A 25,783-nucleotide genomic window follows, 5' to 3' on the forward strand; every position below is an offset into this window, starting at 1 on the left:
CTCAATGGGTTCAGGGTGCTGGCACCCAGCCACCGGGCGCGCCGGTGGCAATGGTCGATTTCTGGAAGATGTCGGCTCGCGTCGTCAGCCCGGCGGGCGAGGCCAGCGGCTTGGCGAGCTGCAGGTTGGTCGCCACGTTGTTGACCTTGACCGAGGCCAGGCCCAGGCGCGCACTGACGTCCAGCGGCGAGCCGTTCAGGTCCATGCTGCCGAACTCGCGCCAGCCGGCCGTGTCGGTCGCCGCGCCGTCAGCCGTGCCGGACCACGGCGGCGGGTTGCTGCCGCAGGTGCCCGTGCCCACGCCGGTCTTGCTCGTGCCGGTGCCGACACACCAGCCGACAGGCAGGATGTGCGAACCCATCTTCGTGTTCACGAAGGCGATGTTGTCGGTGTAGGTCGTGGCCGTGGTGCCGCCGCTGCGGGCCAGGTAGGCCTGCACGCCGGGGTCGGCGGTGAGCGTGCTGTTGAGGAAGACGAAGCCCTTGTCGCCTGCCGTGGCGCGCGACTGCAGCACATAGCCGGGCGAGCTGCCGCCCGTGTCGGCCACGGAGCGGATCTCGCAGTCCTCGAACAGGCTGGCCATGACGCTGCCCCAGATGAAGTCGACGTTGCCGGCGATCAGCGACTGGTAGAACCAGTTGTAGCCCTTGAGCTGCAGCGTGTCCTGCTGGCTGAAGAAGGCCATCTGCCTGGCGACCAGCCGCGCCGCTGCGGCGGTGGTGCCGGTGTTGAAGTAGATCGTCTCGGCCTGGTTGTCCCAGCTGGTGCTGCGCTCGTGCGGGTTCTTCAGCGTGAAGTTCTGCAGCGTCAGCAGGTCGGCCGTCTCGATGAGAAAGGCCGCACGGCCGCCGCCGAGCACGCGGTGGCCCACCGTCTTGCCCGAGGTGCTGAGGGCTGTGCCGGCCGACGCGCTGCTGGCGCCGCTGCCGGCGTTGAGCGACTCGAAGTTCACGTCGCCCACCACCACGCCGTCGCGGCTCTCGCCGACGATGCTGAGGTTGGACACCTTGCGCAGCACATTCAGCTCGGGATAGCTGCCATTGCCCAGCGTGATGACCTTGGGCGTGGCCACCGTGTTGCAGCCGTTGGCGGCCGGGCTGTTGGTTGAGCAGTTCTTCATGACCCAGTTCAGCGCGCCCTGCAGCGTGCGGAAGTGGGCGGCCGAGCCGCTGTCGTCCACGCTGAGCTCGGTGTAGCTCGCCGGTGCGGCGCGTGTCGTGAACTTCCAGTTGTCGGCCTTGCTGATGCCGGCAAAGCTGGCGCCCTTGATGGTGCCGGCCAGCACGGTGGCGTCCATCGTCACGTAGTAGGCGGTGCCGAAGTCGAGCTTGTTGCTGTGCAGCTTGACCGAGGCCGTGCTGCCCTTGACGCTGACCGGCCGGTACCAGACATAACGCGCAAAGGTGGCGCCGTCGGGCATGGCACCCAGGCCCAGCGCGTCGATCTCGAGGTTGGTGCGTGCGAGCACCGTCTGCGTGTCGCCGGCGGAGGGCGCGTTGCTGAGGTCGATGCTGTCGACGAGCACATCGTCGCTGGCGCGCCAGACGCTGATCTTGCCGGCCGTGCCAATGGCCGGCGGCGCATCGAAGGACAGCGACAGGCGCGTGTCGGTGTGCACGCCGCTCTCGTTGGCGGCGGGCACCTTGGTGCCGGCCACGTTGTCGACATTGCCGCTGCCGCTGATCTGCGTCGTCAGCTTGCCAGCCCCGGCCTGGGCCAGCGCGTTGGCCTTGACGAGGGCCACGGGCCGCGGCTTGAAGACATAGCTGGGCGTGAAGGCCGTGCCAGACACCACGGTGCAGGCGCCGAGCGGCGCGCCGTTGACGGTGGATCCGCTGTCCTGGAAGACGCCGGTGTGGTCGGAGCTGGCGTAGACGACGACGCTGTTGCAGCCGCTCGCGCCGTCGATGGCGAAGACATTGGCTTGCGAAAGCACGTTGCTCGCCTTGCCCACGCCGATGCTGTACGAATGCGGGTAGGGGCTGGCCGTCTTGCTGCCGACGAAGTAGTTGTTGAAGACGTGGACCTGGCCGAAGCGCACGCGCGGCACGCGCTGGGTCACGCCGCTGAAGACGTTGTTGGCAATGGTGATGCGCAGCTTGCCGGCATCGCTGGTCTGGCTGTCGGAGCCGCCGATCAGCATGCTCTTGTCATGCGCGGTGACGACGTTGTAGGAGACGGTGATGAGGTCGGCGCCCTTGGTGATGTCGATGGCACCGTCGTGGCACTGCCGGGTCTTGCCGTTCTCGACCGGCAGCGTGTCGTCGGTGACCGGTGCGTCGGTGATGGTGTTGCGGTCGATCCAGACCTGGGTCGCCGTGACGATGCCGATGGCGTCGTAGGCGGAGTTCCAGTTGCCCAGTGCGCCGTCGGTCGGGTCCCAGACCGGGCCGACATCGCAGGGCGCGACGATGTGCAGGTTGCGCACGATGACCTGGCTGACGCTGGTGATGTCCAGCCAGGCGTTGACTAAGCCGGCGCCGGGGCCCTCGCCGATCAGCGTGGTGTTGCTGGGCAGGCGCACGCGGGCGCGCACTTTCTGGTCGGCGGTCGTCGCGAAGGGCGTGCCCTCGGTCATGTCGATGGTGCCGGCCACCTTGATGATCTTGGCCGCATTGCCGCCGTTGGCGATGGCGTTCAGCAGTTCGGCGCGGTTGCGCACGGTGTAGATGTGCTCGGGCGTGGCGGCGCTGCCGCCAACGGTGCCGGCACCCCAGCCATCGGCAGGGGCGGCCTGCTGAGCGGCGTCGAGGGCGAAGGCCGGCAGGCTCAGCGCCAGCAGCGCGGCGATGCCGCTGAAGCGTTGGACGGCCTTCATGCGGTGACCCTCTTCCCGCGGCGCAGGGCCAGCAGGCCGAGGCCGGCGCCCATCAGCACAAGGCTGGCCGGCTCGGGCACGGCGCTGACGTTGAGCTGCGTGGTGAAGCTGCCGTAGGCGTCGGAGAAGCTGAGGTTGGTCAGCGTGAGGCTGACGGTGTGGTCATCCACGAGCAGCAGGCTGACGTTGCCGCCGTTGACCTCGCTCAGGTCCAGCGACACAAAGCTGGCAAGGGGCTGGCCCAGGCCTGCAAAGCTGAAGGTGAAGCTGTAGTTGCCGCCCAGACTGGCGGCGCCGCTGTTGTTCCAGAACTGCACGCGGCCATCGGCGAAGAAGTCGATACCGACATTGGCGTCGCCGGTGAGGAACTCGAGGTCGGCAGCCGCCAGTGCGGTGACGTTGCTGCCGGCCTCATCCTCGAAGAGATGGTCCAGTCCCAGCAGTGTCGTGCTGGCGCCGTTGACCTGGCCCGTGATGACGGTACCGGCCGGCAGGCCGCTGGCGCCCCACGCAGCGGCGCTGCCCAGGCATGCGGCGGCGATGACCGCCAGGGTCTTGAATGTCTTCATGCTGTCTCCGTTGGCTGAGGCCTGGCCCGCCGCGATGGGCGGCAGCCGGCACTTCTTGAAGGCGGAGACCTGCAGGGTTCCGCAAGCAAAAAAGGGCACAGACGTAGGTCTGCGCCCTTTGCTTTATCCAGGCGCTTGTCGCCTTAGAACTTGTAGCGGCCGCCGATGATGAACTCGCGGCCGGTGTAGTTGTTCACCACCACGTTGTTCATTGCACGCGAGATGAACTGGTCGTTCGCCTGGTTGGTCAGGTTGGCGGCTTCGAACGTGACTTCAAGCTGCTTGTTGATCTTGTAGCTCATCGACAGGTCGACGTTGAAGGTCTTGTTCTTGCCCGCCACGTCCTGGTTGTTGCCGGCCGGGATGGTGGTCAGGAAAGCCGAGCGAGCCGAGCTGGACACGCGGCCGCTGAAGGTGCCGTCGTCGTAGTAGACCGACAGGTTCCAGGAGCGCGGCGACAGGTTGACCAGGTCTTCACGCACGGTGGCTGCACCGATGGCCGGCGACAGCACATAGTCCATCTTGGACTTCACCTGCGTGAAGTTGGCCAGCATGCCGAAGTTCTTGCCGATGCCCGGCAGGAAGGTGAAGGGCTGCTGGATGTTGACTTCGAAGCCCTGCAGCTTGCCGCCCGGCGTATTGACCGGCGCGCTGACCGCGAAGATTTCGTCGCCGGTGAAGTTGCTCGGCAACGACGACATCGGCAGGCCCGTCTGGTTGTACGGAACGTTGCGGACCTGCGTCAGCACATAGCTCTTGATGTTCTTCTGGAACACGCCCAGGCCGATGAAGGCGTTCTTGGCGTGGTACCACTCGGCGCTGGCGTCCAGCGTGGTGGCGCGGAAGGGGTCCAGCGCCGGGTTGCCGCCGGTGTAGCTCAGCGTGCCGGTGGCGCTGAGCGTGCCACCCGGGTTCAGGTTCTGCAGCGGCGGACGCGACATGACCTTGGCCGCCGCGGCGCGAACGATCAGGTCCTTGCTGAGGTTGGTGGCCAGGTTGATGGAAGGCAGCCAGTCGCTGTACTGACGCGAGGCCGTGACGAGGCTGCCGCCGCCGGTGGCCAGGTAGCCGCTGGCGACGATGGCCGTCTTCACATAGCGCGTGCCGACGTTGCCGCGCACCGGCAGGCCGCCGAGCTTGGTCTCGAAGTCGGCCATCAGCCAGGTGCCGCTGTCGGTTTCGGTGATGGCGCGGTTGCCGCCCCGGCCGGCGCCGTTGGTGATGGAGGTCAGCCGGTAGTCGCCCGGGCCGCCGGCCGGGCCAGTCTTCAGGCAGTTGCAGTAGATGTCATAGGCGCTGGCGATGGCGTCCAGGTTGGGGATGACCCACGAGGTCACCGAGCCGGCCGGCAGGTTCTGACCCTTGCCGAAGCCGTCCACTGTCGACACCAGGCTGTTCGGAATGACACTGGCCGGCAGCGTGTTCATCGTTTCGACCGTGCGACGGAAGTCGTAGCTGGTGAACGTGAATTGCTTGTAGCTGACACCGCCCTTGATGGTCAGTGCGTCGGGGATGACTTCCCACGCCACGTCGGCGGTGGCGACGTCCTGACGGTTGGTCACGCCGTTGGGACGGAGGCGGACCTCGCTGGGCGTGAAGTTGGTGATGGCGGTCTGGCCGACCGGCACGCCGTAGATCTTGAAGCCGCCGCTGGCATCGCTGGGGTTGAGGTTGCCGTAGCTCAGCAGCGGTGCGCGGTCGTTGCCACGGGCGTCAAACACATAGCCGTCGACGTTGGGCGCGTCCAGCGTGGTGGTGGTCTGGATCGGGTTGTTGAAACGCGATTTGGCGCGGCCGGCGCGCAGCGTGACCTTGACGGACTCGCCGATCTCCTGTTCGACCGTCAGCGTCGGCTGGCTGAACTCCGTGCTGAGCTTGTCGAAGCGAGATTCGGAACGGATGTCCACCCCGTTGAACTTGCCATAGACCATCTGGCCGCTGGGCGCGAATTCGGCCTCGACGACGCTGGTCTGCTGCTTGCCGCCGGCCGACAGCGCGCGGCTGAAGGAGATGGCTTCCAGGAAGTCTTCCTGGCGGGTGGCTTCGAGCTTGCTGTACAGCATGTCGAAGGTCATCAGGGTCGTGTCGGACGGGCGCACCTGGATGGAACCGGTCAGGCCCAGGCGGGACTGGTCATGCGTCAGGCGGCCGTAGCGCGGCAGGCGCGGGTGGAAATTGGTGGCCAGCGAGGCCGTGTTGTAGGCGGCCAGGTTGGCAGGCGTGTTGGGCAGGCGGGCCACGCCCTGTGCAGCCGGGCCGCAGGTGGTGGCGGTCGAGCCGGTCGGCAGGTTGGTCGTCACGCCTTGCGGGGGGCACCAGCCGCTGAAAGTATTGCCGCTGGACGGACCGTTGTCCCAGCGCACGGTGCTGAAGCCCTCTTCATAGACCTTGCGCTGCGAGTAAGCGCCCGACAACAGGACGCCGATCTTCTTGTCGGCGAAGGTGTTGGAGATCAGGAATGCGGTCTTCGGCGTGGTCGTGCCGGCGAGCTGGTTGTAGGTGCCCTTGACCGACACGGCGGCCGCGAACTTCTTCATGTCGAAGGGGCGCGCGGTCTGCAGGTCGATGGTGGCGCCCAGCGAGCCTTCGTCCACGTCGGCCGAGCTGCTCTTGCGCACGGTCAGCGAGTTGAAGAGGTCGGCCGCGAAGACGTTGAAGTCGAAGGCACGGGTGCGGTTGGCGCCGCCGGAGCTGTCGGTGCCGCCGGTGGTGGCCAGGGCCTCGATGCCGTTGATGCGGGTGCGGGCGAAGTCGCCGCCCAGGCCACGCACGGTGATGTTGCGGCCTTCGCCAGCGTCGCGGTCAATGACGACGCCAGGGATGCGCTGCAGGGACTCGGCGAGGTTGGTGTCCGGGAACTTGCCCATGTCCTCGGCCTTGATGACATCGACGATGCCCTTGTCCTGGCGCTTGGCGTTGAGTGCACTCTCCAGCGAGGCACGGATGCCCGTGACCGTGACGGTCTCGAGTTGAGCGGCGGGCGCTGCGGCCTCTTGGGCCCAGGCGGGTGCGGCGATGAGGGTGACGGCCAGTGCCACTGGACGAAGAGCCAGGCGGCGGGACGGACGGAATGCGGGCATGAAGGTCTCCTGGTGCGAGGCCGCCTGGGCGCGTCTGCGCTGGCAGCTCTGGGGGTCTTGGGTAGGGCGGGTTACGGGGCGCACGCAGGGCACCCGTCAATTTCTCAAACCGGCTTCGCTGTAGTGCGAGCGCCGGCTGTGCCTCGACGCCTACGAATAGGCGCCGCAGCGAGGGAAAACTGGCCAGACACGGTCGGCGCCGTCGTTCAGCGCCATGTTCGTCATGAGCGCAAAGCAGCTCACCTGTGTGTTCCTGGGGATGGCTTGTGGACGATGATAGGGGGAAGATGGCAAAATCGGAACAGTGGTTCACTAAATAGAAACCATGATTCCGCAACACATCTCAAGTGGCCTAAGCTTCGTTCAACCGAAATTTGGAACCGCGTTTCAACTCTAACGATCCAAACACGGCAACGCTCCGCAAGACTCCTTCACATACCGCAACAAGTTCACGGCGGACGTGATTCGAGTCAGGCCGTGTTCCCCTGACGCAACTGGTGCACATGCACCTTGGACAAAGACATGGTTCTTCAGAACTTCAATCTGGCCGGCAAGACGGCCATCGTGACCGGCTGCAACACGGGCCTCGGCCAGGGCATGGCGCTGGCACTGGCCCAGGCCGGTGCCGACGTCGTCGGCGTCAACGTCTCCGAGCCTGACGAGACCAAGGCCGGCGTCGAGGCCCTGGGCCGCCGCTTCCTGGACCTGCGCGCCAACCTGGGCGACATCAGCTGCATCCCCGACCTGATCGCCCAGGCCAAGGCGCTGAACGGCGAGGTGCACATCCTGGTCAACAACGCCGGCATCATTCGCCGCGAAGACGCCATCAAGTTCACCGAGGCGGACTGGGACGACGTCATGGACCTGAACCTGAAGTCGGTGTTCTTCCTGTCGCAGGCCGTGGCCAAGGCCTTCATTGCCCAGGGCAAGGGCGGCAAGATCATCAACATCGCGTCGATGCTGAGCTTCCAAGGCGGCGTGCGCGTGCCCTCGTACACGGCCAGCAAGAGCGGCGTCATGGGCATCACGCGCCTGATGGCCAACGAGTGGGCGGCGCACGGCATCAATGTGAACGCCATCGCCCCGGGCTACATGGCCACCAACAACACCGCAGCGCTGCGCGCCGACGAGCAGCGCAACAGCGCCATCCTCGAGCGCATCCCGGCTGGCCGCTGGGGCAAGCCCGAAGACCTGGCCGGCCCCGTCGTGTTCCTGGCTTCGACCGCTTCTGACTATGTCAACGGCTACACCATCGCTGTCGACGGCGGCTGGCTGGCCAGATGAAGCCCCTCGCCCAGGCTCGCCGGCTGAACGCGGCGAGCCTGGTCGGTCTTGCAGACTGCGCAGCCGCTGAGCGGCTGCTCTTCGGCAGGCACGACAAGTCCCAGGACTTATCGTGTCCGGCCTCAGCTCCCGAGGGGCGCCGATGCTTTCGGCATTGAGCCGCTCGCACATCGCCAGCGCGGGCCGGCTTGGGAGCGGCCCGGCGCTCGGCCCGCAAAATTCTTGCGCCGTACTGCCGAACGAGGTTCAGCCATGAAATCCACCGAACGCAAGTTTGAATTCCTCACCCGCGAGGACCCCGACACCGGCGCCCGCGTCACGCGCCTGACGCCGCCCGATGTCACCTGCCACCGCAACTACTTCTATCAGAAGTGCTTCACGAACGACGGCTCCAAGCTGATGTTCGGCGGCGAGTTCGGCCCACAGCCCAGCCCCAACTGGAACCTGCACCTGCTGGACCTGCCCTCGCAGACCGCCATCCAGCTGACCGACGGCGCTGGCGAGAACACCTTCGGTGCCTTCATGAGCCCCGATGACCGCTTCGTCTACTTCGTGCGCGGCGACCGCAACTTGATCCGCCTGGAACTCGCCACGCTGAAGGAAGAAGTCGCCTACGTCGTGCCGGACGGCTGGGTCGGCTACGGCACCTGGGTGTCCAACAGCGCCTGCACCAAGATGGTCGGCATCGAGATCTCGGCCGATGACTGGTTCCCGCTGAACACCTGGCAGAAGTTCAACGAGATGTTCCACAAGCGGCCGCTGTGCCGCCTGTTCAGCGTCGACCTAGCCACGGGCAAGCGCACGGTCATCCTCGAACAGCGCGGTTGGCTCGGCCATCCGCAGTACCGACCCTTCGACGACAACACCGTCGCCTATTGCCACGAAGGCCCGCACGACCTCATCGACGCGCGCATGTGGTTCATCAACGAGGACGGCACGAACCGCCGCTGCGGCAAGGAACACCTCGACGGCGAAAGCTGCACGCACGAGTTCTGGGTGCCGGACGGCAGCGCGATGATCTACGTCAGCTACAACGTGAAGTCGCCCGAGCGCTGGATCTACAGCCTGGACCCGGTCACGCTGGAGAACAAGCTGCTGACGGCCATGCCGCAGTGCTCGCACCTGATGAGCAACCACGACGGCACCCTGATCGTCGGCGACGGCGTGGGCAAGGTCAGCCACGACAGCACGGCCAGCAACGCGATGCTGGTGGGCGACCCCTATCTGCACCTCTTCGACCTGAAGGCCGGCACGACGCGGCCGATCATTCGGAAGATTGCGCGGCATGACAGCGGCTGGGACGTCTACAAGGACAACCGCCAGGTCACCCACCCGCACCCGAGCTTCACGCCGGACAACAAGCAGGTGCTGTTCAGCTGCGACAAGGAGCGCGACAGCGGCGTCGAGCCAGCCCTCTACCTGGCCGACCTGTGAAGCTCGCGCTGGCCGTGGCCTGCGCGCTGGCGATGACAGCGGCGCACGGCCAACGCCCGCAACTCACGCCCGAACAGGCCGCCGCACACACGACGGCCGCCTACCTCGGCGATTGGAAACCGGCGCCGCTGGCCGACCTCGGCGCGGCGCCGCCCGACTTCGTCGTCAAGTCCGGCGAATCCGTCCAGGCGGCCATCAACAAGGTGCCTGATCAAGGCAAGGACGACAAACGCTGGGTCATTCACATCCAGCCAGGCACCTACCGGGGCCCCCTCTGCATCAAGGACAAGGCGCCGCTGGCCTTGATCGGCTCGGCGCTGGACGCCGCCGCCGTCGTGCTGGTCGACAACCGCTTCTCCGGCAAGCCCAAGGGCGAGAACGAAGCCGCCCACCCCTGCTGGCCAGAGTTGGGCAAAACGACCATAGGCACCAGCGGCAGCACCAGCATGCTGGTGCAGAGCAACGACGTGCAGCTCATCTCGCTGACCGTCGCCAACGACGCGATGGACGGCGTGCGCCGTGGCGAGGCCTACCCGTCTGGCGTGGGCGAAAGCGGCGGCGCGCAGGCCGTGGCGCTGACGCTGATGGGCGACCGCATCCATCTCGAGGGCGTGCGCCTGCTGGGCCATCAAGACACGCTCTACGTCAAGCGCCGCACGCCGGACGCGCCCGCCCGCCAGTTGATCCGCCACAGCCTCATCGCCGGCGACGTGGACTTCATCTTCGGCAGCGCGACGCTGGTCATCGAGCACAGCACCATCCTCAGCCGTGCCAACCGCCGCAAGCCAGGCCAGGGCGGCATCGTGCTGGCGCCCAGCACGGCACCGGACCTGACCCAGGGCTTTCTCGTGACCCACAGCCGCCTGGTGGGCGAACCCGGCCTGGCGCCCGGCAGCGCGTCTATCGGCCGCGCCTGGGACGCAGGCGTGAAAGCCGGCACCTGGACCGCCGGCACCAGCCCCAACGGCATGGCCGTCGTGCGCGACAGCGAGATCGGCGCGCATGTGGGCAACTGGGCGGCCAGCACCTCTCGCCGCGCGCCGGATGCCACCCGCCTGACCGAGTTCAACAACCGCCAGCAATGAACGCACTGCAGGACCGCTCCAAGCACGCTCGATACCGCTTGGCGGGAGTGAGCCCGGACACGAGATGCCCTGAGGGCATCTCGTGCCTGGCGAACGACTGGCCGATCCGTCGGCCAGGCAAGGCCGAAGACCGAAGAGGCCACTGATGACCTTGACCCGCCGGGACCTGCTGGCCACGACCGGCATCGCGCCGTTGTGGCTGGGCGGCTGCGGCGGCGGCTCAGGGGCGGCCGCGCCGGCGCCGACGCCAGCAGCAGCGCCGGCGGCCGTGGTGCCCACAGCCTCCACACCGCCTTTCGGCTGGGCGGGCGTCGCGCAGACGACCGGCGGCACGGGCGCCCTGCCCGAGCACACCTTCGACGTGAGCGACCGCGCCGGCCTCGCCGCCGCGCTGCGGGCAGGCAGCGCGCCCAAGATCATCCGCATCCACGGCCTCATCGATCTCGGGCCGGCGGACGCCAGCGCTTTTCTCGACCCGGCCTTCGATTCGGAGGCCTACGACCGGGCCTTCGACCCCGCCACCTGGGGCCGCGCCGACCCCAGTGGCCCCCTGGAGGACGCCCGGCGCCGCAGCGCCCAGCGCCAGGCCGAGGCCATCACCCTGCGCGTCCCTTCCAACACGACGCTGCAAGGCGCCGCGCCGGGCGCCGGCTTCCAGCGCGGCTCGCTCATGCTGGACAGGGCCAGCAATGTCGTCATCCGCAACCTGAGCTTCTCCGACGCCTACGACCACTTCCCTGCCTGGGAGCCCCGCGACAACGGCCACGGCGAATGGAACGCGGCCTACGACAACCTCGCCGTGTCCGGTGCCGAGCGCGTCTGGGTCGACCACTGCCACTTCGACGACGGCAGTCGCCCGGACGCCCTCGCATCCACGCGCCTGGGCCGCCCCGTGCAGCACCACGACGGCCTGCTCGACATCACGGTCCAGAGCGACCTCGTCACAGTCTCCTGGTGCCGCTTCCAGGCGCATGACAAGGCCATGCTGATCGGCAACAACGACGCGCTGACAGCGGACGACGGCAAGCTGCGCGTCACGCTGCACCACAACCACTTCCACGCCTGCGGGCAACGCACGCCGCGCGTGCGCTATGGCCGCGTCCACGCCGCCAGCAATCTGTTCACCGCGGATCAGGCCGAGGTCTTTGGCTATTCGCTCGGCGTGGGCATCCAGTCCCGGCTGATCGCCGAGTCCAACATCTGGCAGCTGCCTGCGGGCATAGGCGCCGGCCAGTTGATCCAGCGCTTCGGCGGCAGCGCCTTCACCGGCCGCGACAACCGGTTCAACGGCCTCGCCGTCGACCTGCTGGCGGCCTGGCGGGCAGCCCATGCCGGCGAAAGCCTCTCCGCCGACGTCAACTGGCGGCCCGAAGACTTCTACGACATCACGCCGATGCGAAGCACCGATCTTGATCGTCTCGCCGAGCAGATCCGCGCAGGCGCCGGGCCCGAACGGGCCTGAGCCGTCAACAAATGCCACAACCGCCCATGACCCTGAACCGCCGCCACATCCTCGCCCTTGCCGCCACCAGCGGCCTCTCAGCACTCGGCGGCTGCGCCAGCCTCGCCCCGCACGCTCTCGCCGAGGCCCCTCTCGGCTGGGCCGGCGTCGGTGCCACGACCGGTGGCGCCAAGGCCGTCCCCGAGCATGTCTTCGACGTTCACGACCGCGCCGGCCTGAACGCCGCGCTGCGCCTGGGCGACAAGCCCAAGATCATCCGCCTGCACAAGCTCATCGACCTCTGCCCCGGCGGCGTCGAGGCCTTCCGCGACCCCGAGTTCAGCTTCGATGCCTTCGACCGCGCCTATGACCCCGCCACCTGGGGTCGCGATGACCCCAAGGGTCCGCTGGAAGACGCCCGCAAGCGCTCGGAGAAGCGCCAGGGCGAGGTGTCCATCGTGCGCCTGCCGTCCAACACGACGCTGCTGGGCGCGGCGCCCGGCGCGGGCTTTGAACACGGCATGGTGCTGCTGGACAAGGTCAGCAACATCGTCATCCGCGACCTGCGCTTTTCGGACGCCTACGACCACTTCCCCGCCTGGGAACCCCGCGACAACGGCCACGGCGAGTGGAATGCGGAGTACGACGCGCTGTCCCTGCGCGGCGCCGAGCGCGTATGGGTCGACCACTGCGTCTTCGACGACGGACGCCACCCCGACAAGCTCGAACCCATTCGCCTGGGCCAGCGCGTGCAGCACCACGACGGCCTGCTCGACATCACCAATGGCAGCGACCTCGTCACCGTGTCCTGGTGCCGCTTGCAAGCGCACGACAAGACCATGCTGATCGGCAACAGCGACAGCATGACGTCGGACAACGGCAAGCTGCGCGTGACGCTGCACCACAACCACTTCCATGCCTGCAAGGAGCGCACACCGCGCGTGCGCTTCGGCCGCGTGCATGTGGTGGCCAACCTGTTCAGCGCCGACCACGCCGAGGACTTCGGCTACTCGCTGGGCATAGGACTGCAGTCGCGCATCGTCAGCGAGTCCAACACCTGGGAGCTGCCGGCCAGCATCCCGCCCGAGCGGCTGATTCGTGTCTTGAAGGGCAGCACCTTCGTTGACCGCGGCAGCCTTCTGAACGGCCGCCCGGTGGACCTGCAGCAACGGCTGTCCGGCGACGTCGGCTGGCGCCCGGAGGACGCCTACGACACCGCTGCACTGCGCCCGACCGATCGCAATCGTCTTGTTGAGCAAATCCGCACTGCTGCCGGGCCACGGCTGGCCTGAGTCAGAATCCGCCTCTGGGAATCCCGAAACAAGCGCCCGAAAGAATCAAAACGATGGACGAAGACATTGGCGATTCAAAGCAACCGGAATCGGTTGCGGCGGTACTCAAGGTGTTCGCCATCCTGAACGCGCTGGGCGAACGCAGTGATATCGGTATCACGGACCTGTCCGTGCGCCTGGCCATGCCCAAGGCAACGGTCTATCGCTTTCTGCAGACGATGAAAAGCCTGGGCTACGTGCGCCAGGAGGCGGACAGCGAACGCTACGGCCTGGCCATGCGCATGTTCGAGATCGGCGCCAAGGCCCTGCCCTCGCCCGACCTGGTCGACCTGGCCAAGCATCCCATGCAGATGCTGGCCGATGCCACCGGCGAGACCGTCCACCTGGGCAGCCTCATCGACAGCGAGATCATCTACATCCACAAGGTCGATTCGCGCCACATGCTCGGCATGTACTCCCGCGTCGGCCGCCGAGCGCCGCTGCACTGCACCGCCATCGGCAAGGTGCTGCTGGCCTGGGAACACCCCGAGCGCCGCGACCGCATCCTCGATGGCGCGGAATTCAAGCGCTTTCGCGACAAGACCATCACCGAGCGCCCGGCCTTCCTGGCCGAACTGGCGACGGTCAAGACGCAGGGCTTCGGCGAGGACCGCGAGGAATTCGACGACCACATCCGCTGCCTGGGCGTGCCCATCTTCGACCGCCTCGGCCAGCCCATCGCCGGCATGAGCGTGTCCTTCCCGACCTTCCGCTTCGACATCGCCAAGGCGCCGGAGTACGTCAAGATGCTGCAGGCTGCCAGCCGCGACATCTCCGCGAAGCTGGGCTGCACGAACTACCCGATCCAGACGGCGGGCTGAGGTCCGCAGCCCGCGCGCCTGCGCCGGCCGTCAGGGCTTCTCGTTGACCCAGCGCAGGCAGGCTTCGTAGTTTTGTGTGCCGGCGGCACCGCCGCCCCGCCAATACTGGGTGTCAGCCCGATTGCCCAGTTCGGCCAGCGCCGCGCGTGCCGCCGGTAGCGCGCGAGCGGTACAGGCGAGGTAGGCGAGCCGGTTCGCGTAGTGCGGATGCCCGAACTTGGCCGCCAGGCTCTCGTAGCCCTGCTTGATGCGCGGCCAGTCGGCGCGCAGATCCTGGAAGATGCTGCCGTCGTAGCTGCTGGCCACGTCCGCCCACCTCAGGGCATAGCTTTCATGCCCCCGCCGTGCCTTGGTACGGGCGTCGATCTTCTCGATGTAGCGATGCAGGTCGGCCCAGTTGCCGCCCCACTTGGGCATCAGCTGCGTGACGAGTTCTTCGTACAGCGAATCCTCGTCGGCAGGCGAGCGCCGCAGCGAATCCTCGGCAATCGCCTCCATCTGCTCGAAGCTCCAGTCCGAGGAACGGCCGATCAGAATGAGGTAGATGTGGGTGGACGTGTCACCCATCAGCAGCTCCGCGCGGTCGGTGAGGTGCTTCTCAGCCTTGGCAATCAAGCGGGTGAACTCGGTCTTGGCTGGCGCGGGAACGCTCTGCCAGTAGCTGCTGCCGCGCACATGCCAGGCATGGGCGTACAGGGCTCGCGCATAGACGAGCTGGGCCAGCACGCTGCCCGGCCGCGAGCGGGCCCAGCCCTCGGTCATCTTCTCCAGTTCGCGGTAGTAGCTGCCGTTCAGTTTGTCGTACTTGAAGACCGACGAAAACCCCGAACGCACCGACTGCACGGCATGGCGGCCGTTCCACGGATTCAGCGCCGTCCGCGGCTTCTTCTGCGCTTCGACATAAAGCTGCTCAAGCGCGTCGAAGTCGCCCCACCACATCGCGCGCTCGGCACCGGCGGCGATGGCGTCCTTGACCACGTCTTCGGTCCAGGCCGCCGCCGGCCCGACCGCCATCACCAGCACCACGGCCCGCAGGGCCTGCAACATCCGCGTCCTCATCTTGTGATCTTCCATGTGAAGGGAATGGCCGACCATTCACCCTTGCCGGCGCGGGTCTGCATCTTGTCGACGCGCTCCAGCGTGAGCTCGTCGAACACGGTCTCGAACGCGACCGCGCGGGTACCGCGGACACCAGGCACGGTGACCTGCTGCTTCTCGACGCGCGCGTCGTCCAGCCCGAGGCCGCTCGCCCGCAGCCTGCCGATCGCCGTCACATCGCCATCCACGGCGAACCTGGCGGCGATCCGCGAATAGCCATGCTCGTCGACGGCCGTGTCCATGCGATGCCGGAACAGCGCCACAGCATCGACGAGCAAGGCATAGCGCGCCAAGGTCATCTGCGCTGCCGTGCTGGCCTTGGCGTGTTGCTCGCGGGACAGGGTCCAACGCACCAGCGCACAACGCAGGTCCGGGGCCATCGCCTTCGGCGGCATCGTCAGCAGGCTGTAGGCCAGCACGGGCGGGACGGCGGGCTCGCCCTCCACGGGCCTGGGGCCGCGCATCTGCGACATCGCGGCCAGGCCCTGCTCCAGCAGCGACACCGGCGGGCGCTCGGGAATGGCGCGCACCTGGCCCCAGCGTGCCAGCATCTGCTGCTGGGCCGCCAGCGCCAGTTCGCGGTCGGCGGCATTCATGCCCTGCAGAGTGGCGGCGAGCGCGCCGAAGGAGCGTTTGCCGTCGACCGCCTGGCAATTGCCCGCCCGGCGGACCTGGCGCAACATCAGTTCGTCATAGGCCTCGCCGGTCGAATCGAGCTGCCAGATCGCCGACTCGTTGATGTAGCGGGCCAGGACGTTGCGGCCGAGGACCCAGGCCTCCTTGCCCATGTCGATGTGCTGCAGCTCTTCGGCCACCCAGCCTGCAGCCAACACGGCAAGGCGCTCACGGTGGGCTGACGCCAGCGCTTCGAGCTGGTCGCGCAGCGGGGCATCGAGGGTCAGGCCGGCTGGCAGCTTGAATTCGTCGTCGGCCCAGCTCGCGACCACCCCCTTCGCCGCCTCCAGCCGGGCCTGGTCCTCCTGCGATCCGGCAGCCTGCACCGCAAGGCTGCAACCCAAGGCCAGGGCGGCAAGCCCTTGCGCCCATGTCTTCATCATTCGATCTCCCCGTGGAACGGTCCATCGCCGGCCCAGCCGGCAGATGGTAGCGGCGCTGTCGCCCCTGGGACGCGCGCGATCCGGCGCGCAGTGCTTCAATGCCGGCTGTTGATTGAACAGGCAGCTGCCATGACCCAGACCAACCGCCAGATCGTCCTCGCCTCCCGCCCCAAGGGCGAGGTCACGCCCGACAACTTCCGCCTCGTCGAGGCCGAACTGAGCCCCCTGGCCGATGGCCAGGTGCGTGTGCGCAACCATTTCCTGAGCCTGGACCCGTACATGCGCGGCCGCATGAACGAGAGCAAGAGCTACGCAGCCTCCCAGCCGCTGGACGAGGTCATGATCGGCGGCACAGTCGGCGAAGTGGTCGAGTCGAAGAACAACCACTTCACCGTCGGCGACAAGGTCGTCGGCATGGGCGGCTGGCAGGAGTTCCAGACCGTGGACGCCAGCCAGCGCGGCGTGCTGCAGAAGGTCGACACGACGCACATTCCGCTCTCGGCCTACCTTGGCCCCGTCGGCATGCCCGGCGTGACGGCCTGGTATGGCCTCGTGAAGATCATCAACCCCAAGGCCGGTGAAACGGTCGTCGTCAGCGCGGCCAGCGGTGCCGTGGGCAGCGTGGTGGGCCAGCTTGCCAAGGCGCGCGGCGCCCGTGCGGTGGGCCTGGCGGGTGGCGCGGACAAATGCCGTTATGTCGTCGAGGAACTGGGCTTCGACGCCTGCATCGACTACAAGCAGCACGCCGATGTGCGGTCCCTTTCCGCCGCGCTGAAGGCCGAGTGCCCGAGCGGCATCGACGGCTACTTCGAGAATGTCGGCGGCATAATCCTGGACGCCGTCCTGCTGCGCGCCAACGCCTTCAGCCGCATTGCGATGTGCGGAATGATCTCCGGCTACGACGGTCAGCCCATCCCGATGGCCGCGCCGCAGCTCATCCTCGTCAACCGAATGAAGGTCGAGGGCTTCATCGTCTCCGAGCACATGGAGGTCTGGCCCGAGGCGCTCAAGGAACTCGGCGGGCTGGTGGCCACGGGCAAGCTGAAGTACCGCGAGTCCGTTGCCGATGGCATCGCCGCGGCACCGGAAGCCTTCATGGGCCTGCTCAAGGGCAGGAACTTCGGCAAGCAGCTTGTCAAATTGATCTGATGAATTGGGCCTGTGTCCGATTTGATGAACTGAGCGTCCAGCAGCTCTACGACGTGCTGGCGCTGCGCTCCCAGGTCTTCGTCGTCGAGCAGAACTGCGTGTTCCTCGACATCGACGGGCTGGACCCGCTGACGCTGCACCTGCTCGGCACTGAAGGTGACGGCGCGCTGAAGGCCTATGTGCGGCTGATCCCACCCGGGCTGAAGGCGCCCGACGCCCTCATCGGCCGGGTCGTCACCGCGCCCTCTGCCCGCGGTGGCGGCACGGGACGTGTGCTGATGGCCGAGGCCGTCGCGCAATGCGAACGCCTTTGGCCCGGTCACGCCATCACGCTGCATGCGCAGGCACACCTGGAGCGCTTCTACGGCAGCTTCGGCTTCGTGCCCATCGGCGAGCAATACATGGAAGACGGCATTCCCCACCAGGAAATGCAGAAACGCAGCCCCCAATCGGCGCATGCGCCTCAGCCCCCCGAGGGGGTTGGGCCAGCTCGGGGCGGCCCTTCACTGGCTCAGGAAACCACATGAAAAAGACCGCTGTGATCACCGGCGCCGGCTCGGGCTTCGGCCTGGAAACCGCCCGCCTCGCCGCCGCGCGCGGCATGAACCTCGTCCTCGTCGACGTGCAGGCCGATGCGCTTGAAAAGGCGGCCGCCGAGTTCAAGGACGTCGAGGTGCTGTCGCGCGTTGTCGACGTCGCCAAGGCAGACCAGATGCAGGCCCTCGCGGACGCCGTGCAGGCCCGCTTCGGCGCGCCCCATTTCGTCTTCAACAACGCCGGCGTCGGCTCGGGCGGCCTGATCTGGGAGAACACGCTCGCCGACTGGGAATGGGTGCTGGGCGTCAATCTGATGGGCGTCGTGCACGGGGTGCGCCTGTTCACTCCCATGATGCTGGCCGCAGCACAGGCCGACCCGAACTACTCAGGCCACATCGTCAACACGGCCTCGATGGCCGGCATGTTGAACGCACCGAACATGGGCGTCTACAACGTGTCCAAGCATGCCGTCGTGTCGCTGTCGGAGACGCTGTATCAAGACCTGTCCCTCGTCACCGAGCAGGTCCACGCCTCGGTGCTGTGCCCCTTCTTCGTGCCGACCGGCATCAGCCGCAGCCACCGCAACCGGCCGAGCGAACTGGCGGCCGCCAAGCCAACCAAGAGCCAGCTCATCTCCCAGGCCCAGTCCGACAAGGCCGTGTCGTCCGGCAAGCTGACCGCCGCCGATGTCGCGGCGATGGTGTTCGACGCCGTCGACCACAACAAGTTCTACATCTTCAGCCACCCGCAGGCCCTGCGCGGCGTACAGACGCGGCTGGAAGACGTGGTGCTGCTGCGCAATCCGACCGACGCCTTCGTCGACCGGCCCGAGATCGGCGCCAGCTTGCGAGCCAAGCTGCGCACCGAGTGAACCCGAGTCGGCGCTGACAATCGGGGCATGAGTTCCCCGATTCCGAATGATTCCATCGTCATCATCGGCGGCGGCCCCGCCGGCCTGATGGCTGCCGAGGTGCTGGCCGCTGCCGGCCACGCCGTCACCGTCTACGACGCCAAGCCCAGCGTCGGCCGCAAGTTCCTGCTCGCCGGCAAGGGTGGCCTCAACCTGACCCACTCCGAGCCCTTCGAGCCCTTCATCGGCCGCTTCGGCGAGCGTGCTGCGCAGTTGGAACCTCTGCTGCGCAGCTTCGACGGCGACGCGCTGCGCGACTGGGCCGCAGGTCTCGGTATCGAGACCTTCGTCGGCACCTCGGGCCGCGTCTTTCCCAAGGACCTGAAAGCCGCGCCGCTGCTGCGTGCCTGGCTCCACCGCCTGCGTGCGGCCGGCGTGAAGTTCGCCATGCGGCATCGCTGGACCGGCTGGGCGGAGGACGGCGCGCTGCGCTTCGACACGCCCGAGGGTGAGCGCCTCGTCACACCCTGTGCCACCCTGCTCGCGCTGGGCGGCGCCTCCTGGCCGCAGCTGGGTTCGGACGGCGCCTGGGCACCGTGGCTGGCCGCGCGCGGCGTTGGCGTGGCACCCTTGCTGCCCGCCAACTGCGGCTTCGACATCGGCACCACCGCCGCCCATGCAGGCGGCCCCGGCTGGAGCGAGCGCTTCGCCGCCGAGTTCGCCGGCCAGCCGATCAAGCCGGTCGCGCTGGAAGCCGAAGGCTTTGCCTACCGCGCGGGTGAGTTCGTCATCACGGCCACCGGCATCGAGGGCTCCCTCGTCTACGCCGCCAGCGCCGCCCTGCGGGAGCAGATCGCCCGCAAGGGCTCGGCCCTGCTGCACCTGGACCTGCTGCCCCAGCTCGCGCCCGAGCGCGTGTTCGCCGAGGTGAAGCACGCGCGCGGCAGCCGCTCGCTGTCCTCGCACCTGAAAAGCCGCCTGCACCTCAACCCCTTGAAGCTGGGCCTGTTGCATGAACTGCTGACGCGCGAGCAGATGCTGGACGCGACCACGCTGGCTGCCGCGCTCAAGCACCTGCCGCTGACACTGCACGCCCCGCGCCCCGTGGCCGAGGCCATCAGCACGGCAGGCGGCGTGCGCTTCGAGGCGCTGACCGAAGGGCTGATGCTCAACGCCCTGCCCGGTGTCTTCTGCGCCGGCGAGATGCTGGACTGGGAGGCGCCGACCGGCGGCTACTTGCTGACCGCCAGCTTCGCCAGTGGCCGGGCGGCCGCGCGGGGCCTCGCCGACTGGCTGCGCGTCGGCCGCTGAGGGTCACAAAGGGTTGCATGTTGGCGCCCTCCTCCCCCTAGGGATGGGGACACAGCAGAAGGTCGCCGCGGCGGGCACGCTTCTAGACTCGCGCGGCCCTTGCTAACCCACCCACCATGCGCCTTCTCCGTGCCCCGCGTCTCGCCCTGCTCGCAGCGCTTCTTCCCGGCCTCGCCGCCGCCCAGGCCACGTTGCCCACGCCACCGCTCGGCAACCCGACGCCCGAGAATCTCTATGGGGTGACGCTGAACCAGTGGTATGTCTTCACCAACCACGTGAGCGCCGGGACCTACATCGACGGCGCCACGACGCTGGAGGGTGGGCGGGTGGCCCTTCCCAAGCCCGCCGAGCTGACCCGCTCGACAGAGACCGTGCAGACGCTCGGCAGCAAGCAAGCGTTTGCCGCTGCTAGCGTGTCCACCAACAAGCTGGGCGCGTTCAGCCAGGCGGTCGACCCGATGCAGCCCGACAGCACCTGGACGGGCGCCCTGTCATATGCCGTCGTGTCCTACTGGGCCGTGCTCGACAGCCCTGCGCCCGTGCGCTTTGACCTCAAGCTCAACGGCCTGCTCGCCACCAATGGCGACCGCGCCCTCGGCGCCGACGCGTCGGGCGCTGTTGTCGCGGCGCTGGCCTATGGCTCGCAGACGGAGCCCACCAACGAAAGCCAGGCCGCGCTGTTCGGGGCGGCCGGCTTGACGGCGGGCGCCGAGGGCGACTTGTGGCTGCATGAGATAAGCACGCTCAAATCGAGCACGCAGACGCACCTGGACACCTTCGGCGCTCAGTCCGACACGATGCACCGCTCGATCGACGTCGATGCCGCATTGCACGTGACCGCCAACGGGACCGAAGTGAAATGCACCGGCAAGGAGCCCGAGGCGTTCAAGCCGGCGTGCGGGCGCTACAGCTATTTCATGAACGTGATGCTCTTCACCGGCGCGCAGAACGGCGGCCTGGCGGACTTCTCGCACACACTGGGCGTCGTGAGCGTCAGCGTTGATGGCGGCCCCGCACTGCCGCTGAACGCAGTCTCGGCCGTGCCCGAGCCGACGCCCGCGCTGCTGCTGGCCGCAGGCCTCGCGGGCCTGGCACTGCGCCGCCGCCAGCGCCGCTGAACCGCGGCATCAGGGTGCCCGGGCAGCCGGCACCCGTGTGGGAAAATCGCGGGCTTTGCGCAGCATCAGAGCCCCGTTTTGAGCCAACAGATCGTTTCCCAGATTGCCGCCGAGCTAAAGGTTCGGCCCGCCCAGGTGCAGGCCGCCGTCGACCTGCTGGACGGCGGGGCCACCGTGCCCTTCATCGCCCGCTACCGCAAGGAAGCCACCGACGGCCTGGACGATATCCAGCTGCGTGAGCTGGATGTGCGCCTCATCTACCTGCGTGAGCTGGCCGAGCGCCGCGAGGCGGTGGTGAAGGCCATCGCCGAGCAGGGCAAGCTGACGCCCGAGCTGGAGGCCGCCATCCGCGCTGCGCCAACCAAGCAGGAGCTGGAAGATCTGTACCTGCCCTACAAGGTCAAGCGCCGCACCAAGGGACTGATCGCCCGCGAGGCGGGGCTGGAGCCGCTGGCGGACAAGCTCTTCGCCGATCCGACATTGGAGCCGCTGTCCGAAGCCGCTTCATTCATCAATGCCGAGGCTGGGTTCGCCGACGCCCACGCGGTGCTGGACGGCGTGCGCGACCTGCTTGCCGAGCGCTGGGCCGAGGACGCCCTGCTGGTGGGCAAGCTGCGCGAGTGGCTCTGGGATGTGGGCCTGTTCCAGTCCAAGCTGATGGACGGCAAGAGCCCAGACACGCCGGACCACGCCAAGTTCCGCGACTACTTCGACTACGCGGAGAGCATCAAGACCGTGCCTTCGCACCGCGCGCTCGCGGTCTTCCGCGGCCGCACGCTGGAGCTGCTGGATGCCAAGCTGGTGCTGGACGAAGAAGTCGTCACCGGCCAGCCGACCTTGGCTGAAGGCCGCATTGCATCGCACCTCGGCTGGCGCCATGCCAACCGCCCGGGCGATGCGCTGATCCGCAAGACGGTCGGCTGGACCTGGAAGGTCAAGCTTTCGCTGAGCCTGGAGCGCGACCTGTTCGCCCGCCTGCGCGAGAGCGCCGAAGCCACGGCCATCAAGGTCTTCGCCGAGAACCTGCGCGACCTGCTGCTGGCCGCTCCGGCCGGCAAACGGGTGGTCATGGGGCTGGACCCGGGCATCCGCACCGGCGTGAAGGTCGCGGTCGTCTCGGACACCGGCCGCGTGCTGGACACGTCCACCGTCTACCCGCACGAGCCCCGCCGCGATTGGGACGGCGCCCTGCACACGCTGGCCAAGCTGTGCGCCACGCATGGCGTCAACCTGATTGCCATCGGCAACGGCACGGCCAGCCGCGAGACCGACAAGCTGGCCGGCGAGCTCATCAAGAAGCTGCAGGCGCTGGATGCGAACGTCAAGATCGAGCGGGTCGTCGTCAGCGAGGCCGGCGCGTCGGTCTACTCGGCATCGGAATTCGCATCCAAGGAATTGCCCGACTTGGACGTGAGCCTGCGCGGCGCCGTGTCCATCGCCCGCCGCCTGCAGGACCCGCTGGCCGAGCTGGTCAAGATCGATCCCAAGAGCATCGGCGTCGGCCAGTACCAGCACGACGTCAACCAGAGCGAGATGGCGCGCACGCTGGACGCCGTCGTCGAGGACTGCGTGAACAAGGTCGGCGTGGACCTGAACACCGCGTCGCAGGCACTGCTCGCCAAGGTGTCCGGCCTGTCGGCGTCGGTCGCCAGCAGCATCGTGCGCTGGCGCGACGCGAACGGCGCCTTCCGCAACCGCCAGCAGCTGCTGGACGTGACGGGCCTGGGCCCCAAGACCTTCGAGCAGGCCGCAGGCTTCCTGCGCATCCACGGCGGCGACAACCCGCTGGACTTCAGCGGTGTCCACCCCGAGACCTACCCGCTGGTCGAGAAGGCGCTGACGCTGCTGAAGCGCCCGGCCGCGGACATCATCGGCCGCAGCGAGGTGCTGCGAACGCTCAAGCCCGAGCTGCTGGCCGACGAACGCTTCGGCCTCATCACCGTCAAGGACGTGCTGGCCGAGCTGGAAAAACCCGGCCGCGACCCGCGTCCTGACTTCAAGGTGGCGCGCTTCAACGACGGCGTCGAGGACGTCAAGGACCTGCAACCCGGCATGCTGCTCGAAGGCACGGTCAGCAACGTGGCGCAGTTCGGCGCCTTCGTCGACCTGGGCGTGCACCAGGACGGCCTCATTCACGTCAGCCAGCTGGCCAACAAGTTCGTCAGCGATGCGCGCGAGATCGTCAAGACCGGCGACATCGTCAAGGTCAAGGTGCTGGAGGTCGACCTGGCCCGGCAGCGCATCTCGCTGACGATGAAGCTCGATGCCCAAGCACCGCGTGGCCCCAAGCAGGACAACGCCTTCCGCCCCGCCGCTCGCAACGAGCGGCCCAGCGCCGGCTTGCGCCCGTCGCATGACCAGCAGCCGGCCGGCGGCGGCGCCATGGCTTCCGCCTTTGCCAAGCTCAAGCGCTGACCTTCGGCATTGACACACGGCGCTGCCAACATCCCGCCCCGCACCCCTGGCCGTCGACTGATGCACCGCAAATCGCAGCTGGTCGCAGGCCGACTGCATCGCCTCATTGGCACGGCTATGGTCCGCGCCGCCCTGAACACCCGGAGTCCTTCTTGAAAACCCCCGCCCTCGCCTCGCTGCTTCTGCTCTGTCCGGCCCTCGTCCTGGCCCAGCAGGAGGTCGACCGCGCCGCCACCCCGCCCGGCAACCAGCTAGAACGCGTCGAAGTGCGCCGCGCGCTGACCGACACCGATCTGCGCCGCCGCGAGCCCGTGGCCAAGCAGCTCTACGGCCGCGATGAGCTGGACAAATACGGCGACACGCAGTTGAGCGACGTGCTCAAGCGCCTGCCGGGCATCAACGTCTCCGGCGGCCAGCTGCGCATGCGCGGCCTGGGCGGCGCCTATACGCAGATCCTCGTCAACGGCGAACCAGCGCCCCCGGGCTTCAGCCTCGACAACCTGAACCCCGCCCAGGTCGAGCGCCTGGAAGTGAGCAAAGCACCGACGGCGGACCAGAGCGCCCAGGCCATCGCCGGCACGCTCAACATCATCCTGAAGGACGCGCCGCGCGTCGTGCAGAAGGACCTGCGCCTGGGCCTGGCCTACGCCTCGGAGAAGCCGGTCATCAACGCCGGCTTCACCTACGGCGACCGCATCGTCGGCGGTGTCGGTTTCGTGTTGCCAATTTCGGTCAACCAGTGGAACTTCGTCAACGAGACGGAAAGCGACCGCGTGCGGGACCGGGGGCTGACCGGCCTGCGCAGCGCCGGCCGTGACCGCGCCTACGGCCGCGGCTTCAACACGGCGCCGCGTCTGAACTGGAAGCTCGGCGATGACGAGACACTGACGCTGCAGGCTTTCTACATCAACAACCAGTTCCGCAACGAAGGCTCCAACACGACCGAGGTGCTGTTCTCCGACCCGGGCACCCCCGGCACGCCGAGCAAGAGCGTGCTGCCGCCCAGCCAGCTGGACACCACGCGCAACCGTGGCACTTTCTCGGCGCAGCGCCTGAACTTGCAATACAACAACCGGTTCGAGGACGGCCGGCGCATCGAGCTGCGCGCCGGTGCCGGCAGCGGTGGTGCGGACTTCAACTTCGGCTTCGTCGGTCGCAACCTGGCCGGCGTCGAGACCATCTCGCGCACGACGACGGGCGACAACATCAACCGCAACGCCACGCTGTCCGGCAAGTACAGCCAGTACGCAGGCGAGGACCACACTGTCACCGTTGGCAGCGAGTTGGAGCGCCGCACCCGCAACGAGACGCGCCGCACCCTGGAGAACGGCAAGCCGCTGCTGTCCGGCCTGGAAGGCCAGCCCTTCGATGCCACCATCGACCGCACGGCGATCTATGCGCAGGACGAGTGGGAGATCAACAAGCAGTGGTCGGCGTATGCCGGCGTGCGCCATGAGCAGATCAAGCTGGGCAGTGAAGGCGCAGGCAGCGAGTTCACGAGCACCAGCAAGGTTACGACGCCGCTGCTGCACGTCAACTTCAAGCCCGACCCCAAGGGCCGCGACCTCGTGCGCGCCAGCCTGACGCGCAGCTACAAGGCAGCGGACGTGCAGCAGCTGATCGCTCGCCCGACCATCAATACGGACTACAAGGTGGAAGGCCCGGACGCCCGCATCAACACCGAGCTGGGGCCGGACCGCGTCGGCAACCCGCAGCTGAAGCCGGAGCTGGCTACCGGGCTGGACGTGGCATTCGAGAAGTACCTGCCGGCGGGCGGCCTCGTGTCGGTCGGCGTGTTCCATCGCAGCATCAGCAACCTGATCCGCACCGACCGACCGCGCCTGATGACGGTGCCATGGGCCGTGACCCAGCGCTACGTCATCACGCAGGTCAATCTCAGCAAGGCCACGACGCAAGGCCTCGAGCTCGAAGTGAAGGGCCGCGCGGGGGAACTGTTCCCCAGCCTGTTCGACACGGCGACGGCCCTGAACCTGCGCGCGTCGTTGAACCTGTACCGATCACGCGTCGCCGACATCCGCGGCCCGGACAACCGGCTCGAAGGTCAGCAGCCGTGGCAGTTCAATTTCGGTGCGGACTACCGGCTCAAGAGCCTGCCGATCAACATGGGCTTCAGCGCCCAGATCGCGCCGGACTTCGACGTGCAGCAGAGCGACCTGCAGCGCCAGGAGACCCTGGCCGCGCGCTCGCTCGACGCGTTCGCGGCGATGCAGGTCGGCAAGCAGGACAGCGTGCGCGTCAGCGTCAACGGCCTGTTCCAGCCCAAGCAGGGCACGCGGGTCACCATCACCGACCTGCCCGACTACAACCTTAACCAGCGCCAGCCCGTCGCCTGGTGGGCCGTGAATTGGGAACACAAGTTCTGA

The 25,783-nt window shown here is 67.6% G+C and carries 18 protein-coding genes; 13 read left to right on the forward strand and 5 right to left on the reverse strand.

All coding sequences use genetic code 11. The features are described 5' to 3' along the window. Window positions 1-10 precede the first annotated feature (10 nt). From AC0IZJ_RS05550 to AC0IZJ_RS05560, 3 genes are all read right to left on the reverse strand, one after another. Complete coding sequence (locus AC0IZJ_RS05550) at window positions 11-2,818, reverse strand: pectinesterase family protein (RefSeq protein ID WP_471847498.1); 2,808 nt, start codon at window positions 2,816-2,818, stop codon at window positions 11-13. After that, window positions 2,815-3,387 (reverse strand): PEP-CTERM sorting domain-containing protein, encoded by a 573-nt coding sequence (locus AC0IZJ_RS05555; RefSeq protein WP_471847500.1) that lies wholly within the window; start codon window positions 3,385-3,387, stop codon window positions 2,815-2,817. Before AC0IZJ_RS05555 ends, AC0IZJ_RS05550 begins: the two co-directional genes overlap by 4 nt. Before the next feature lie 143 nt (window positions 3,388-3,530). Next, window positions 3,531-6,467 carry a TonB-dependent receptor gene (locus AC0IZJ_RS05560; protein ID WP_471847502.1) on the reverse strand — a complete coding sequence of 979 codons (2,937 nt, stop codon included), beginning with the start codon at window positions 6,465-6,467 and terminating at the stop codon, window positions 3,531-3,533. A gap of 522 nt (window positions 6,468-6,989) precedes the next feature. On the opposite strand from AC0IZJ_RS05560, the gene kduD reads away from it, so the two are divergent. From kduD to kdgR, 6 genes are all read left to right on the forward strand, one after another. Continuing rightward, window positions 6,990-7,751 carry a 2-dehydro-3-deoxy-D-gluconate 5-dehydrogenase KduD gene (gene kduD, locus AC0IZJ_RS05565; RefSeq protein WP_471847504.1) on the forward strand — a complete coding sequence of 254 codons (762 nt, stop codon included), beginning with the start codon at window positions 6,990-6,992 and terminating at the stop codon, window positions 7,749-7,751. 252 nt (window positions 7,752-8,003) lie between these two features. Continuing rightward, entirely contained in the window at window positions 8,004-9,185 is a 1,182-nt protein-coding gene (locus AC0IZJ_RS05570) for an oligogalacturonate lyase family protein (protein WP_471847506.1), read from the forward strand. Then, window positions 9,182-10,270, forward strand: coding sequence for a pectinesterase family protein (locus AC0IZJ_RS05575; RefSeq protein ID WP_471847508.1), 1,089 nt, complete (start codon window positions 9,182-9,184; stop codon window positions 10,268-10,270). The genes AC0IZJ_RS05570 and AC0IZJ_RS05575 overlap by 4 nt, the downstream gene beginning before the upstream one ends. Before the next feature lie 145 nt (window positions 10,271-10,415). Then, window positions 10,416-11,732 carry a pectate lyase family protein gene (locus AC0IZJ_RS05580; protein ID WP_471847510.1) on the forward strand — a complete coding sequence of 439 codons (1,317 nt, stop codon included), beginning with the start codon at window positions 10,416-10,418 and terminating at the stop codon, window positions 11,730-11,732. Window positions 11,733-11,758: 26 nt separating this feature from the next. Next, window positions 11,759-13,003 carry a pectate lyase family protein gene (locus AC0IZJ_RS05585; RefSeq protein ID WP_471847512.1) on the forward strand — a complete coding sequence of 415 codons (1,245 nt, stop codon included), beginning with the start codon at window positions 11,759-11,761 and terminating at the stop codon, window positions 13,001-13,003. 53 nt (window positions 13,004-13,056) lie between these two features. Then, window positions 13,057-13,863 (forward strand): DNA-binding transcriptional regulator KdgR, encoded by an 807-nt coding sequence (kdgR, locus tag AC0IZJ_RS05590; RefSeq protein WP_471847514.1) that lies wholly within the window; start codon window positions 13,057-13,059, stop codon window positions 13,861-13,863. Between the two features lie 30 nt (window positions 13,864-13,893). Here kdgR and AC0IZJ_RS05595 read toward each other — a convergent pair whose 3' ends face one another. Next, window positions 13,894-14,922, reverse strand: coding sequence for a hypothetical protein (locus AC0IZJ_RS05595; protein ID WP_471847516.1), 1,029 nt, complete (start codon window positions 14,920-14,922; stop codon window positions 13,894-13,896). Next, the gene (locus AC0IZJ_RS05600; protein ID WP_471847518.1) at window positions 14,919-16,118 is read right to left on the reverse strand and encodes a hypothetical protein; all 1,200 of its coding nucleotides are present in this window, start codon (window positions 16,116-16,118) and stop codon (window positions 14,919-14,921) included. The genes AC0IZJ_RS05595 and AC0IZJ_RS05600 overlap by 4 nt, the downstream gene beginning before the upstream one ends. A 30-nt stretch (window positions 16,119-16,148) precedes the next feature. Here AC0IZJ_RS05600 and AC0IZJ_RS05605 point away from each other — a divergent pair, with 30 nt between their 5' ends. The 7 genes from AC0IZJ_RS05605 (at window position 16,149) to AC0IZJ_RS05635 (ending at window position 25,783) form a co-directional block, all read left to right on the forward strand. Further along, window positions 16,149-17,168, forward strand: coding sequence for an NADP-dependent oxidoreductase (locus AC0IZJ_RS05605; RefSeq protein ID WP_471847520.1), 1,020 nt, complete (start codon window positions 16,149-16,151; stop codon window positions 17,166-17,168). Then, window positions 17,168-17,695 carry a GNAT family N-acetyltransferase gene (locus AC0IZJ_RS05610; protein ID WP_471847522.1) on the forward strand — a complete coding sequence of 176 codons (528 nt, stop codon included), beginning with the start codon at window positions 17,168-17,170 and terminating at the stop codon, window positions 17,693-17,695. Before AC0IZJ_RS05605 ends, AC0IZJ_RS05610 begins: the two co-directional genes overlap by 1 nt. Then, a complete protein-coding gene (locus AC0IZJ_RS05615) occupies window positions 17,692-18,576 on the forward strand; it encodes an SDR family oxidoreductase (RefSeq protein ID WP_471847524.1) in 885 nt (294 codons plus the stop codon). The genes AC0IZJ_RS05610 and AC0IZJ_RS05615 overlap by 4 nt, the downstream gene beginning before the upstream one ends. 27 nt (window positions 18,577-18,603) lie before the next feature. Then, on the forward strand, window positions 18,604-19,866 hold the full coding sequence (locus tag AC0IZJ_RS05620) for a TIGR03862 family flavoprotein (protein ID WP_471847526.1): 1,263 nt from the start codon (window positions 18,604-18,606) through the stop codon (window positions 19,864-19,866). Between the two features lie 116 nt (window positions 19,867-19,982). Further along, complete coding sequence (locus AC0IZJ_RS05625; RefSeq protein WP_471847528.1) at window positions 19,983-20,984, forward strand: PEP-CTERM sorting domain-containing protein; 1,002 nt, start codon at window positions 19,983-19,985, stop codon at window positions 20,982-20,984. A 78-nt stretch (window positions 20,985-21,062) separates the two neighbouring features. Continuing rightward, complete coding sequence (locus AC0IZJ_RS05630) at window positions 21,063-23,399, forward strand: Tex family protein (RefSeq protein ID WP_471847530.1); 2,337 nt, start codon at window positions 21,063-21,065, stop codon at window positions 23,397-23,399. A gap of 152 nt (window positions 23,400-23,551) precedes the next feature. Next, entirely contained in the window at window positions 23,552-25,783 is a 2,232-nt protein-coding gene (locus AC0IZJ_RS05635; protein WP_471847532.1) for a TonB-dependent receptor plug domain-containing protein, read from the forward strand.

The organism is Roseateles sp. AC306, from assembly GCF_979253795.1.

Excerpts from the sequence above, each read along its gene's own strand:
- AC0IZJ_RS05625 (WP_471847528.1), top strand. The coding sequence starts at position 19,983 with ATGCGCCTTCTCCGTGCCCCGCGTCTCGCCCTGCTCGCAGCGCTTCTT.
- AC0IZJ_RS05605 (WP_471847520.1), top strand. The coding sequence starts at position 16,149 with ATGACCCAGACCAACCGCCAGATCGTCCTCGCCTCCCGCCCCAAGGGC.
- AC0IZJ_RS05580 (WP_471847510.1), top strand. The coding sequence starts at position 10,416 with ATGACCTTGACCCGCCGGGACCTGCTGGCCACGACCGGCATCGCGCCG.
- AC0IZJ_RS05595 (WP_471847516.1), bottom strand. The coding sequence starts at position 14,922 with ATGAGGACGCGGATGTTGCAGGCCCTGCGGGCCGTGGTGCTGGTGATG.
- AC0IZJ_RS05570 (WP_471847506.1), top strand. The coding sequence starts at position 8,004 with ATGAAATCCACCGAACGCAAGTTTGAATTCCTCACCCGCGAGGACCCC.
- kdgR (WP_471847514.1), top strand. The coding sequence starts at position 13,057 with ATGGACGAAGACATTGGCGATTCAAAGCAACCGGAATCGGTTGCGGCG.
- kduD (WP_471847504.1), top strand. The coding sequence starts at position 6,990 with ATGGTTCTTCAGAACTTCAATCTGGCCGGCAAGACGGCCATCGTGACC.
- AC0IZJ_RS05550 (WP_471847498.1), bottom strand. The coding sequence starts at position 2,818 with ATGAAGGCCGTCCAACGCTTCAGCGGCATCGCCGCGCTGCTGGCGCTG.
- AC0IZJ_RS05615 (WP_471847524.1), top strand. The coding sequence starts at position 17,692 with ATGAAAAAGACCGCTGTGATCACCGGCGCCGGCTCGGGCTTCGGCCTG.
- AC0IZJ_RS05560 (WP_471847502.1), bottom strand. The coding sequence starts at position 6,467 with ATGCCCGCATTCCGTCCGTCCCGCCGCCTGGCTCTTCGTCCAGTGGCA.
- AC0IZJ_RS05610 (WP_471847522.1), top strand. The coding sequence starts at position 17,168 with ATGAATTGGGCCTGTGTCCGATTTGATGAACTGAGCGTCCAGCAGCTC.
- AC0IZJ_RS05620 (WP_471847526.1), top strand. The coding sequence starts at position 18,604 with ATGAGTTCCCCGATTCCGAATGATTCCATCGTCATCATCGGCGGCGGC.
- AC0IZJ_RS05585 (WP_471847512.1), top strand. The coding sequence starts at position 11,759 with ATGACCCTGAACCGCCGCCACATCCTCGCCCTTGCCGCCACCAGCGGC.
- AC0IZJ_RS05555 (WP_471847500.1), bottom strand. The coding sequence starts at position 3,387 with ATGAAGACATTCAAGACCCTGGCGGTCATCGCCGCCGCATGCCTGGGC.